Origin of the sequence: Phytobacter sp. SCO41 (assembly GCF_003073275.1) — a bacterium.
Taxonomy (GTDB): Bacteria; Pseudomonadota; Gammaproteobacteria; order Enterobacterales; family Enterobacteriaceae; genus Phytobacter; species Phytobacter diazotrophicus.
This window is the reverse complement of record NZ_CP027225.1, coordinates 4,266,735-4,278,965: the sequence shown is the minus strand read 5'-3', so window position 1 is coordinate 4,278,965 and position 12,231 is coordinate 4,266,735. Positions and strand designations below refer to the sequence as shown.

Annotated in this window: 8 protein-coding genes and 1 tRNA gene; 5 read left to right on the top strand and 4 right to left on the bottom strand. The window is 48.9% G+C overall.

Going from position 1 to position 12,231, the window contains the following annotated elements; genetic code table 11:
• Window positions 1–306 precede the first annotated feature (306 nt).
• The 4 genes from malI to folD form a co-directional block, all read right to left on the bottom strand.
• A complete protein-coding gene (malI, locus tag C5523_RS20915) occupies window positions 307–1,323 on the bottom strand; it encodes a Mal regulon transcriptional regulator MalI (RefSeq protein WP_071195796.1) in 1,017 nt (338 codons plus the stop codon).
• A 92-nt stretch (window positions 1,324–1,415) separates the two neighbouring features.
• The gene (locus C5523_RS20910; protein ID WP_041852426.1) at window positions 1,416–2,915 is read right to left on the bottom strand and encodes a PTS transporter subunit EIIC; all 1,500 of its coding nucleotides are present in this window, start codon (window positions 2,913–2,915) and stop codon (window positions 1,416–1,418) included.
• A 241-nt stretch (window positions 2,916–3,156) separates the two neighbouring features.
• Complete coding sequence (gene ybcJ / locus C5523_RS20905) at window positions 3,157–3,369, bottom strand: ribosome-associated protein YbcJ (RefSeq protein WP_041852425.1); 213 nt, start codon at window positions 3,367–3,369, stop codon at window positions 3,157–3,159.
• Between the two features lies 1 nt (window position 3,370).
• On the bottom strand, window positions 3,371–4,237 hold the full coding sequence (folD, locus tag C5523_RS20900; RefSeq protein ID WP_041852424.1) for a bifunctional methylenetetrahydrofolate dehydrogenase/methenyltetrahydrofolate cyclohydrolase FolD: 867 nt from the start codon (window positions 4,235–4,237) through the stop codon (window positions 3,371–3,373).
• A gap of 222 nt (window positions 4,238–4,459) precedes the next feature.
• On the opposite strand from folD, the gene C5523_RS20895 reads away from it, so the two are divergent.
• From C5523_RS20895 to C5523_RS20875, 5 genes are all read left to right on the top strand, one after another.
• Window positions 4,460–4,536 (top strand) — tRNA-Arg (locus tag C5523_RS20895).
• A gap of 193 nt (window positions 4,537–4,729) precedes the next feature.
• Entirely contained in the window at window positions 4,730–5,935 is a 1,206-nt protein-coding gene (locus C5523_RS20890) for a tyrosine-type recombinase/integrase (protein WP_108701904.1), read from the top strand.
• Window positions 5,936–6,243: 308 nt separating this feature from the next.
• Window positions 6,244–8,559: a TerB N-terminal domain-containing protein gene (locus tag C5523_RS20885; protein ID WP_108701903.1), complete on the top strand. Its 2,316-nt coding sequence runs from the start codon at window positions 6,244–6,246 to the stop codon at window positions 8,557–8,559.
• 3 nt (window positions 8,560–8,562) lie between these two features.
• On the top strand, window positions 8,563–9,876 hold the full coding sequence (locus tag C5523_RS20880) for an ATP-binding protein (RefSeq protein ID WP_108701902.1): 1,314 nt from the start codon (window positions 8,563–8,565) through the stop codon (window positions 9,874–9,876).
• Window positions 9,873–12,071 (top strand): DEAD/DEAH box helicase, encoded by a 2,199-nt coding sequence (locus tag C5523_RS20875; RefSeq protein WP_108701901.1) that lies wholly within the window; start codon window positions 9,873–9,875, stop codon window positions 12,069–12,071. Before C5523_RS20880 ends, C5523_RS20875 begins: the two co-directional genes overlap by 4 nt.
• Window positions 12,072–12,231: the final 160 nt, after the last annotated feature.

Here is a 12,231-nt window from a genome sequence, read left to right as displayed (position 1 = left end):
ATAAACGAGACGGCTTACATCGCCGGATGTGTGTTTTCTAAGAAGTCAGGGTATAAAGAAAAAAATATTTTTGCCATGCGGCAGGAAATTAACATCAGCGTTTTCTGATAGTTGGTCTGCCGTATAAACAGGGTGATGTTATACAAAAAAACCGAAATACCCGCTCTGATGCGCAAGGTGACTTATCCGGCAGAGTGCGCCATGACACCTGAAAAAATGAGGGATGTGGCGAATGCTGCCGCCGTAATGCAACGCGAATGACTCAGTATATGCATCCATTAAAAATGCGGGTCAATACTCGCTTTATTATGCGGATTCCCGCACTACCAGTTGCCCGGAAAGGGTAATCGTCTGCGTCAGCAAATCTGGCTCTTTCAGCTTACGTATAATCAGCCCCGCAGCCTGACGCCCCGCCTCTTCACTGGCCGACGAAACATAGGTAAAAGAGGGGGAGGTGAGGTTCACGTGGAGCATATCCTCGAAGCCTATCAGCGCCACCTGTTGCGTCAGGAAGACATCTTTACCGATGGTGCGCCCCACCTGATGAATACCGCTGATAGAGCCAATCACCGCGTTCGGCGAATGGCATAGCAGGGCGGTGATGGTGTTGTTTTTTTCCAGCAAATGACGCGTTGCCAGGCTGGCTGATTCAGTCGATTCACTGCAGGCGGGAGCATACTCATCGCGCAGCACCATACCGTATTGCTTGAGGGCACTATGTACGCCCAACAAACGCTGGTGGCGTACCAGGTCTTTTTCCAGACCGCCGATATAGGCGATGCTGCGATGCCCGCGTTCAATAAGATAGCGCGTGGCAAGGCTTGCGGCCTGGCGGCTATCGCGCATCACCAGATTACAGCTCTCGGCAGGCATGGACTGGGACACTACCACCATCGGCAGCGGACACTGGCTGATTTTTTCCGGTAAATGCGGATTAAGGGGATCCGAGGAGAGATATATCACGCCCGCCACGCCCTGTTGCTTAAAAGAGAGCAGGCAGCGTTCCAGGTGCTCATGATCATCCAGCGGCTGCCCCAGGAAGACCATATAGCCCTTACGTTCCAGCTCCTGGACAATGCTCGCCATCACCTTGATGGAAAAGCTGTCGCTGAAATCACGCAAGATCAGGCCAATCAGGTTCGAGGTATTGGCGCGCAGATTAGCGGCCGCGACGTTGTGCACATATCCCAGCTCATTGATAGCCGACTGAACTCTCTCGATGGTGGCATCGGAGATTTTTCCCTTTTGGCGCAACACCAGAGAGACGGTTGAAACCGAAACGCCCGCCAGTTTAGCGACATCAATGATGCTGACCTTTTTCAATCGTGCTCCCTGAAAGTACAGAATAATCAGTCAGAAATAGTAAAGCCTCCTGCATAAATACAGGAGACTTATTTCACCTTACCAGCACAAGGTTATTTGCCAAGCGATGTCGCCATAGCCTGAGCAATAAACTGGGCTCTGGCGCCGAAGATCACCTGCACGCCTTTATCCCCGACAAAGACCACGCCGCGTGCGCCCACACCGTTAAGTCCTTCTTTATTCACCTGGCTGCCGTCCAGCACTTCAATACGCAGGCGGGTAATACAAGAACCAACGGAATCAATGTTTTTCGCCCCGCCCAGCAGGTCAACAATCTCGGTAACCAACTCCTCGTCCGTTTTGTCTTTCGCATCCGCAGACACTTCGGTACGGCCCGGTGTTTTGACATCAAAGCGACGGATAACAAAGCGGAAAGTAAAGTAGTAGATCAGCGCCATCGGCACGCCAATGATCACCGCATTCAGGTAGTTTGTCTCATAGCCATTAAACGACGGCAGAATACCAAACGAAATGTAGTCGATAAGACCGGCTGAGAACGACTTCGCGATATGCGCATGCATCAGGTACATGGACATGTAGGCCAGGCCCGCCATGATCGCATTGAACACATACAGAATCGGCGCGACGAAGATAAAGGTAAATTCGACCGGCTCAGTGATGCCCGTTAAGAAACAGGTCAGCGCGGCGGAGAAGAGAATACCCGCAGCGATTTTTTTGTTTTTGGTATGCGCTTCGTGGTACATCGCCAGACAGGCGGCAGGCAGTGCGAACAGCATCAGCGGGAACTCGCCCTGCATGAATTTGCCGGCGTTCTGATAGGTGTCGCTACTGAATGACTTGGTGCCTTCTTCCAGCATTTTGAACCAGATTGTCTGGTCGCCGTGGATAACCTGGCCTGCCTGAGTGGTGTAGTCACCGAAGGAGTACCAGAACGACGGATACCAGATATGGTGCAGACCGAGCGGGATTAGCGCACGTTCCGTCAGGCCAAAGATAAAGGTTGAGGCTGCCTGATTATCGCCGTTAACGATAACGGAGAGCGCGTCAATGCCCGCCTGGATATGTTGCCAGACGTAGGGCAGCAGCAGGCCGAGAATAAACGACATAAACGCGGTGGCGATGGCGACAAAACGCTTACCGGAGAAGAAGCCCAAAAATTCAGGTAACTGCATGGTGTGGAAGCGGTTATAGCACCAGGCTGCGAGGATGCCGCAGATTAAGCCGCCAAACACTCCCATTTGCAGCGACGGGATACCGACCACCATCGCATATTTCCCGCCCTGTGAAGCCATTTCCGGCGTAATCGATAGCACGGTGCTGATGGTAATGTTGGTGACAAACACCGACACGGCCGCAGAAAGGGCGGCAATTCCGGATTCAGAGGCCAGACCAACCGCCGAGCCGATGGCGAACAGCAGCGGCAGGTTATCGAAAATAACCCCACCGGCATTCATCATCAGCGGTAAATGAAACTTATCGCCAAACGCCAGCAGCAGACCGGCGGCCGGCAGTAATGAGATGGGCAGCATTAACGCACGCCCAATCATGGACAACTTTGAGAGTGATTTAATAAACCCTGATAACACATTCATCGTGTGATTCCCCCGAATCCAGGCTTTTTTGTTGCGCGAAATACGCACATTTATTGTGAGTAGAACGTTCTAGTAAAACGTTCTACTTATCGTGTTAGAAGCGATTCTTCTCCGCAACTGAAATTTCACTTTCGGTCATAGCAAAATGTGATTATTTGAAGGCGATCAATTATTGACCGTGCGGACACTAAGGGAAATAGGGAGGGAAACAGGCCCGATGAACGGGCCTGTAGAAAAGATATCAGGCGACTACAGTGACGCTTTGTCCCTGAAATACAACGGTTTGCCCGGCAACGATCTTGCAACGCTTACGGGTTTCGACCTTGCCGTCGACCTTGACCAGACCGTCATCGATAGCGATCTTCGCCTGCGCGCCGCTTTCGCTCCAGCCTTCCAGTTTCAGCAGATCGCACAGTTCAACGTGCGGATGCTTGCCCAGTGAGAATGTTGCCATCTTATGCTTTCTCCACGTCGTGGTACTCTTCGCACGCCTGTAGTGTGTTCTGAATCAGGGTTGCGACGGTCATCGGGCCTACACCGCCCGGCACCGGCGTGATATACGAGGCACGCGCGGCGGCGTCTTCGTAAACCACATCGCCAACCACTTTGCCGCTTTCCAGACGGTTGATGCCAACATCAATCACGATGGCGCCTTCTTTGATCCACTCACCCGGAATAAAGCCTGGTTTGCCAACCGCTACGACCAGAAGATCGGCGTTTTCCACATGGTGGCGCAGGTTTTTGGTGAAGCGGTGGGTCACGGTGGTGGTGCAACCGGCCAGCAGCAGTTCCATGCTCATCGGGCGACCGACGATGTTAGATGCGCCGATGACCACGGCGTTCAGGCCGTAGGTATCAATGTTGTAACGCTCAAGCAGCGTCACGATACCGCGCGGGGTGCACGGGCGCAGACGCGGCGCACGCTGGCACAGGCGGCCAACGTTATACGGGTGGAAACCGTCGACGTCTTTATCCGGCGAAATGTGTTCCAGCACTTTGACATAATCGATACCGGCAGGCAGCGGTAACTGAACCAGAATACCGTCGATTTCGTTATCGGCATTGAGCTTGTCGATAAGTGTTAATAGTTCGGCTTCGGTGGTGGTTTCCGGCAAATCGTAGGAGCGGGAGATGAAACCCACCTCTTCACACGCTTTGCGTTTGCTGCCGACATAAATCTGCGACGCAGGGTTGCTACCGACGAGGATAACGGCCAGACCAGGGGCGCGTTTTCCGGCTGCCAGGCGGGCTTTCACCTTTTCAGCAACCTCAGAGCGCACCTGCTGCGCAATCGTTTTACCATCTATAATCTTTGCTGCCATCAGAGAGAAGATTCCATCTGTAACTAAAAAGAAGTGGGGATGTGTATATTTTGTCAGAAGTGGGCGGCGCTGTCAGTTACCGTTTATGTTTCGTGCGTAAAGGCAGGGCGGTGAAAGTGCGCAATGGTGCTCACTTCGCGAGCATCTGAGAGCAAAGTCATTGACTCGACAGGTGTTGACCGTATAATCCCGATCCGCAACTCTCCCGTAAGGGATATCAGTGCGCCCTTAGCTCAGCTGGATAGAGCAACGGCCTTCTAAGCCGTAGGTCACAGGTTCGAACCCTGTAGGGCGTACCATTTTCAAGTAAACTGACGTCAACCGACGTCTTTTTTTATGCCTAAAATTCAAGGGATTGGCTGAATTTAGCGCGTCGTTATTCTACCGGACTCTACTCGTATCAACGTACATCAAGTAGTATTTGTTGGTATATGTGATGGTATCTCCCCGTTCGATAAAATCTTGTACCAACAGCCAGCATGGGGGCCTCAAATGGCATTAACCGATGTGAAGGTAAGAAGTGCGAAGCCAATGGACAAGCCTTATAAGCTTACTGACGGGGAAGGGATGCATCTGCTGGTCCATCCTAATGGGTCTAAATACTGGCGATTGCAATATCGTTTCGATGGGAAACAAAAGATGTTGGCACTCGGTGTTTACCCGGAAATCTCGTTGTCCGAGGCCCGGCAGCGCAGAGTTGAAGCAAAACGGCAAGTGGCCAATTCCATTGATCCCAGTGAGAAGAAAAAGGTAGAGAAGCAGGCGCGTAAAGTCGCTGTAGAAAATACGTTCAAATCTGTTGCACTGGAATGGCATGAATACAAGCGCCCCAATTGGTCAAAGGGGTATGCCGAAGATCTGATGGAGGCATTTGAGAACGATATATTTCCTGACATCGGCAAACGACCAATAGCAGAGATTGAACCGTTAGAAGCTCTAACCACATTACGCAAACTTGAAAAGCGTGGCGTACTCGATAAATTGAGGAAGGTTCGTCAGGCCTGCAAACAGGTTTGCACTTATGCCATCGTTACGGGTAGAGCGAAAAACAATCCCTTTGCCGAACTTGCCAGCGCCCTGACTACGGCGAAATCAACTCACTATCCCCATCTTCTGGCGGATCAGTTGCCAGATTTCTTGAAGGCCTTAGAGGCTTATTCGGGAAGTCCAATAACACGGCTTGCGACGCGCATTTTGATGCTAACGGGAGCTCGTACCATTGAACTTCGTCTGGCAGAATGGAAAGAGTTTGATTTTGACAAGCGCGTTTGGGAAGTTCCGGTCGAAAGGATGAAGATGCGGCGTCCTCATTTGGTGCCTTTATCTGATCAGGTTATAGAGGCATTGCGTGAACTCCAGATTATAACCGGCAGGTATAATCTGGTTTTCCCGGGTCGTAACGACATTGTTAAACCAATAAGCGAAGCCAGCATAAACCAGGTACTAAAACGAATTGGTTATCATGGAAAAGCGACTGGGCATGGGTTCAGGCATACGATGAGTACGATTCTTCATGAGGAAGGATTTAACACGGCGTGGATTGAACTTCAGCTTGCGCATGTGGATAAAAATACCATTCGTGGGACTTATAACCATGCACAGCATTTAGAGAACAGGAGAGGGATGTTGCAGTGGTATGCTGATTATCTAGAATCATTAACAAACAGCTCTTCGTTACCTCGCAGAAAAGAGGCATAGAGGAAAAGGAACCTGCGCAAAAAAGTGTGCAGGTTTTTTTTGATATTTCTTTTGCATGAAATAGATGATTTTCCGACAATTAATTTTAAGTTAATTGGTTGCGGTTTTCGGATCTCTTACCACATTCACGTAGATTGTTGGCACACTATTCAATGATTTTATTATTTAAATCAGTGATTTGATTTTTATTACGATTTGCTTTTAACCCTCGCAGTTTAGACGTATTATTTTGAGAATATTCCCCTTGTCCTGATTTCTCTCGCCATTCGGTCGGTGTATGTGAAAAGTCATTTTTAAGGTTAATGCTCATGGAGTTATGGATATTTTTAGCAGCGATTTATGTTGTTTATTTTTTGTTTTTCAAAAAGAAAAAGCATAAATCTGCAGGGTCTCCTGTTTCCAGAAGCGTCAAAGCACCACCAAAAGCAGCAGAATGGAGCGCTGACACCAAGAAAAAAGGGACGGTTGTGCAAAAAGATGATAGCGAAGATGACAACTTGGCAACTTTTACACTGAGCAGCGGTCAGGGTGTCGAACTTCGGGTGACAACCAATCATTACCGGAATACCTCAAAGTCAGCAGGTGCATTAGCTCGATGGGTACTTCCGGGTGAGATGATAACTGTAGCTGGTGTAACAATTACCGGTGGTCACATTTATCTGGGGCAACGTATGAAGCCCACTGGACAGGAGCTAAACGGCTATTATGACGATGGAAGTGAGGCATCGTTAATTGATGACACATGTAAGATACAACCCACTTCTTATCTTTACGAAGACAGTTCATTAGGATACTGGCCAAGTTTTTCCTCTCTTTCCCCAGAAGCACGCGGTGCGTATGTCAGTTGGCTTGCCAGTGATAGGTCCGACTCATTGTGTCCTATAGGCTATGTCTTTATATATCTCTACGGTCTGGAAAGAAAAGCGCTTGTAGATTCCGCTGACCAAAATTTCCCTGATGCTGAATTCCTTAACCTGTTCAATGAAGTCGGTCGGTTAAGGTCGGTATTCAGCGAGAACCGTTCCTTCCGTGGATATTCGACACAGTTGCTCGAAGCCATGTCTATTCTGCGACCGGACATGGATTTAGCCACAGATCTCGATAGTGCATCAGGTTTCAGTAATGGCATGCAATTTAAGCTGGCTTTGGCTAAAACTGTACATGAGGGAATGCCTGTATCAGCCGAACTGGCGTTGGCTTGGGTAATAAACCATACCGAATATGCGCTGCGTACCCCCGCTCGCCGATGTGCCAAAGAGTTTGCTGCGCTTTTCAAACGGCGTTACACCCTCAAATATGGTGAAGGGATGGTCGTTAAGGCGAATAAAACACGTCTGCGGTTAGATTACACACCTGCAAGCCCCAGTTTGCGAGGCATTCGTCTTCCTGTTCCTGACTTGCCTGACCCAAGTGCATTGAAGGGCCCGGTTCAGAAAATTATTGCCCTTGCCGACATATGTACAGATGAACTTGATGCATATAGTCGCTATCTTGGCAGGAAAGGCACCTCAGTAAATGATACTGCTGCAATTATGTTGCTGCCTTCAGAGATCGTTAATGAAAGCGCAGAAAAAATATTAAGCTCATTCAAACGCTGGGCTGATGAGGCGATCCTCAATAAGGAGGGGTTAGTCTCAGTTGCTGATTTTTGGGCCCATATGAATGCCAGCTGTCCAGCGAAGATTAATAAAAAAGAGGCCGACTTGATGCAGGCCTTTGCACAGAAGATGGGTTACTGTCTGGCACCTGATCCGTATTACCACCATGTGAAGGCAGACGTCGATGGTGCTCTTGTTCTATTCCCTGCCGGTGAAGGTGGACGCTTCTCACCTTCTCCTGAATTTATCTCAGCTGTAATGATGCTCAGATTAGGTGCGATGGTCGCCTTGATTGACAATTCTCTTGATCAAGCCGAACAGAGAGTGCTTGAGAATGCCATCAACAACAATACTGGCTTCACCGATGATGAAAAGCGTTCTCTACATGCGTATTTAACGTGGCAGCTTCATACCCCAGCCAATATGACGGGAATGAAAAGCAGGATTGAGTTGCTGGGGGCTGCGGAAAAATCAGCGGTGGGTAAAGTTATCGTTAGTGTTGCCTGCTCGGATGGCACAATAGCGCCTGCCGAAATCAAACAGCTTGAGAAGATTTATTCAAGTTTGGGTCTGGACCCCTCATCTGTCTTGAGCAATATCCATCAGCATTCCGCAACTGAACATGATCTCGTCTCGTCTGTACCAACTGATCAGCCAACGGCAGGGTTCGCACTGGATGCTAATGTACTTGCCCGCCACGAATCTGCCACGAATGATGTTCGTAAATTACTGAACACGATTTTCACTGAAGAAGAACCGGAAGAACCAGAAAGCGCTCCAGCCTCATTAGCAGAGGAAGGAGGCCTTGACCCCGCACATAGCCAGCTTTATCGCAGTTTGCTGGAGAAAGAACAGTGGTCCCGGAAAGAGGCGACAGAATTGTGTGTAAATTTGAATTTGATGCTCGGCGGTGCGCTTGAGGTGATCAATGACTGGTCCTATGCGGTGGTTGATGCTCCGGTACTGGACGATGCCGATGATGATATCTGGGTTGACCTGGAAATTGCCAAAGAATTAGAGGGATAGTGAATGTCTGTAACACGTATAAGAGTGAAAGAACGCGACGCTATTATTCAGTCACTTAAGTCAGGTGTAACGCCAAGGATAGGCATTCAGCATATCCAGGTTGGCCGCGTGAATGAGATCACCGCTCTCCACCAAGATATTGAGAGGATTGCTGACGGTGGTGCAAGCTTCAGACTTATCATCGGTGAATATGGTTCTGGTAAAACGTTCTTTCTGAGTGTTGTGCGCTCTATTGCGCTAGAGAAGAAGCTGGTGTCAATCAGTGCAGACCTTTCTCCTGACAGACGCATTCACTCATCGGGAGGTCAGGCTCGTAATCTCTATTCTGAGCTTATGAAAAACATGTCCACCAGAAACAAGCCGGATGGTAATGCGTTACTTAGCGTTGTTGAAAGATTCGTTACGGAGGCAAGGAAGGAAGCTGACACGGACGGCTCCGAGGTTTCATCAGTTATTCATAAACGCCTGGCAGCACTATCAGATATGGTCGGCGGATATGACTTTGCGAGGGTCATTGATGCATTCTGGCGGGGGCATGAGCAGGATAACGAAACGCTAAAATCCAATGCTATTCGCTGGTTGCGGGGAGAGTACACTACTAAAACTGATGCCCGTAACGATCTCGACGTTCGGACTATTATCTCAGACGCTTCATTCTATGACTCTTTGAAGCTGATGAGCCTTTTTGTCCGCCAGGCAGGCTATGCCGGTCTTTTGGTCAGCCTCGACGAAATGGTGAACCTCTTTAAACTGAATAATACGCAAGCAAGAACAGCGAACTACGAACAGATTTTGCGGATCCTGAATGACTGCCTGCAAGGCTCAGCCGAGAATATTGGTTTTATCCTCGGGGGGACGCCAGAGTTCCTTTTCGATCCGCGCAAAGGTCTTTACAGCTATGAGGCGCTCCAATCACGTCTGGCGGAAAATCGGTTCGCGCAAAAAGCAGGAGTGATTGACTACTCGTCTCCCACTTTGCATCTTGCCAGCCTCACCCCTGAGGAACTGTATATTTTACTGAGAAATCTTCGCCATGTTTATGCAGGCGGAGATCCAGAGAATTATCTGGTTCCAGATGAGGCACTGACTGGATTTCTGCATCACTGTAGTAAAACCATTGGAGACGCTTACTTCCGTACCCCCCGTAATACCATAAAAGGTTTCCTGGACATGCTGGCCGTGCTGGAACAAAACAGAACGATGAACTGGCAAACACTAATCGAGGGTGTGGCGATTGAAGAGGACAGACCCAGCGACATGGATGATGTCATTGTGGAGGAAAGTGACGACGACGGCTTGGCGAACTTTAAGCTATGAGCAGTGCCTATGATAGTCTCGATCCCCGCGTCCGTAAGTGGGTTTACAAGCAGGATTGGTCTACATTAAGGCCCTTGCAGGAGAGTGCCATCCCGGCAATTTTAGCCCGTGATCGAGACGTGCTAATTAGTGCAGGTACAGCAGCGGGTAAAACAGAGGCTTTCTTTCTTCCTGCCTGTTCGGCAGTTGCAGATCTCACTAATGGATTTGGCATCGTCTATATCAGCCCGTTGAAGGCATTGATTAACGATCAGTACCGTCGTCTTGAGAGCCTTGGAGATGCATTGGAAATGCCAGTGACTCCCTGGCACGGGGATGTACCACAAAGCAAAAAGAAGAAGGCTCGGACAAACCCTGCTGGCATTTTACTGATTACACCTGAGTCACTTGAGTCTTTGCTCATAAATTCAATGGGCTGGCTCAAACAGGCGTTTTCGTCAGTCGCATACATCGTTATTGATGAGTTTCATGCTTTCATTGGCTCAGAGCGTGGTGTACAGCTGCTTTCTCTGCTCAATAGAATTGACCATGTGCTAGGACGCCAGGTAAATCCAATTCCCCGCGTTGCGTTGAGTGCCACGCTGGGGGAACTGGAGAAAGTGCCCGAAATGTTGCGCCCGGACAAACGACTCCCCTGCGTAACTGTTACAGATAGTAATAGCACGGCCACTCTTCAGGTACAGGTCAAAGGGTACCTGGAGCGAGTGATCCAAAAAGAGGATGAACTTCAGAGTTCAGCTGAACATGACGTTTGCGCTGATATATTTAGACTTTGCCGTGGCGATTCTCATTTGGTTTTTGCAAACAGTCGAAAGCGTACTGAAAGTATTGCGGCAACGCTGAGCGACATGTGTGAAGAACATATTGTCCCCAATGAATTCTTTCCCCACCATGGTTCCCTTGCCAAGGAATTGCGTGAGGCGCTTGAAACTCGTCTTCAGAAAGGAAATTTACCCACCACAGCTATTTGTACAATGACGCTTGAGTTGGGTATTGATATCGGTAAGGTTAAGTCGGTTATACAAGTTACGCCTCCGCATTCTGTTTCCAGTTTGCGTCAGCGTATGGGGCGTTCTGGGCGACGCGACTCCCCATCAGTGCTGAGAATGCTAATTACAGAAAATGAGCTTACCGCGACTAGCAGTATCGTTGACCACCTACGGCTGCAATTGGTCCAGTCGATGGCAATGATCAGATTGATGATCTCTAAACAATGGTTTGAACCAGCTGATGCCCAACAGATGCATTACTCTACGCTGCTACACCAGATTCTTGCTATTACGGCACAATGGGGCGGAGTTCGTGCCGATCAGCTCTGGTCACAACTATGCCAGACAGGGCCGTTCAAAAATGTAGATTTAAACGATTTTAAAAGTCTGCTTAAACACATGGGAACCTGTGGCCTGCTCACTCAACTTGCTAGTGGCGAAATGGTTGTTGGGGCAGAGGGGGAGAAACTGACTAACCATTACACGTTTTATACCGTGTTCAATACACCAGAAGAGTTCCGCATTGTTACCGGAAACAGAACCCTTGGAACAGTTCCTGTGGACTCTCCACTGCTACCAGACCAACACATAATCTTCGGTGGGCGGCGCTGGAAAGTTACAGAGATCGAGACAGAGAAAAAAATTATCTATGTAGAGGCAACCAAAGGCGGTCAGCCACCACAATTTAGTGGGGGAGGAATGTCTGTTCATGATGCTGTTCGTCAGGAGATGCTCGCTATCTACAGGGAAAATGATTACCGCATAGCGATAGGTAGCAAGAGAGTAGATTATGCCGACGCTACCGCCAGAGGCCTCTTTGCAGAAGGCTGTAGTAACTTCCAGCGTTATAACTTGCAAAATGAGTATCTTATTACGAGTGGGCAACACTGTTACGTAATCCCCTGGATGGGGGATAAAGTTGTGAATACGATTACAGCCTTGCTCATACGTTGTGGCTTTAAAGCCAATTCATTTGCTGGTGTTATAGAGATCGACAATTCAAGTGTAGCCACCGTTCAACACGCGCTTAAAGCCATGCTGTTATCAGGCTTGCCATCAGCGTTTGACCTTGCCACAGATGTTCCAGAAAAGTATTTGGATAAATATGACGAGTATTTACCAGAGTCCCTGCTTGCGAAAGGGTATGGGGAAAAAGCGTATGATATTGAAGGTACTTGTATTTGGTTGAATCAGTACCTTCAGTAAATTAGCTACGTAATAAGGGCAATCTGCTCTCCCGTAGATCGGGGCCGATTGATGTTAGCAATGTTCTCACTTGGCACGGATCGGACCAACCAGCTGGTTGAACTCACAGCGAAAAGCGGAAGTTTGCAACTCCAACAACATGACTAACATTGAGGTGTCT

Bases quoted from the DNA above. Each gene is read 5' to 3' on its own strand.
- C5523_RS20910 (WP_041852426.1), bottom strand. From the start codon at position 2,915: ATGAATGTGTTATCAGGGTTTATTAAATCACTCTCAAAGTTGTCCATG.
- ybcJ (WP_041852425.1), bottom strand. From the start codon at position 3,369: ATGGCAACATTCTCACTGGGCAAGCATCCGCACGTTGAACTGTGCGAT.
- folD (WP_041852424.1), bottom strand. From the start codon at position 4,237: ATGGCAGCAAAGATTATAGATGGTAAAACGATTGCGCAGCAGGTGCGC.
- C5523_RS20890 (WP_108701904.1), top strand. From the start codon at position 4,730: ATGGCATTAACCGATGTGAAGGTAAGAAGTGCGAAGCCAATGGACAAG.
- C5523_RS20885 (WP_108701903.1), top strand. From the start codon at position 6,244: ATGGAGTTATGGATATTTTTAGCAGCGATTTATGTTGTTTATTTTTTG.
- C5523_RS20880 (WP_108701902.1), top strand. From the start codon at position 8,563: ATGTCTGTAACACGTATAAGAGTGAAAGAACGCGACGCTATTATTCAG.
- C5523_RS20875 (WP_108701901.1), top strand. From the start codon at position 9,873: ATGAGCAGTGCCTATGATAGTCTCGATCCCCGCGTCCGTAAGTGGGTT.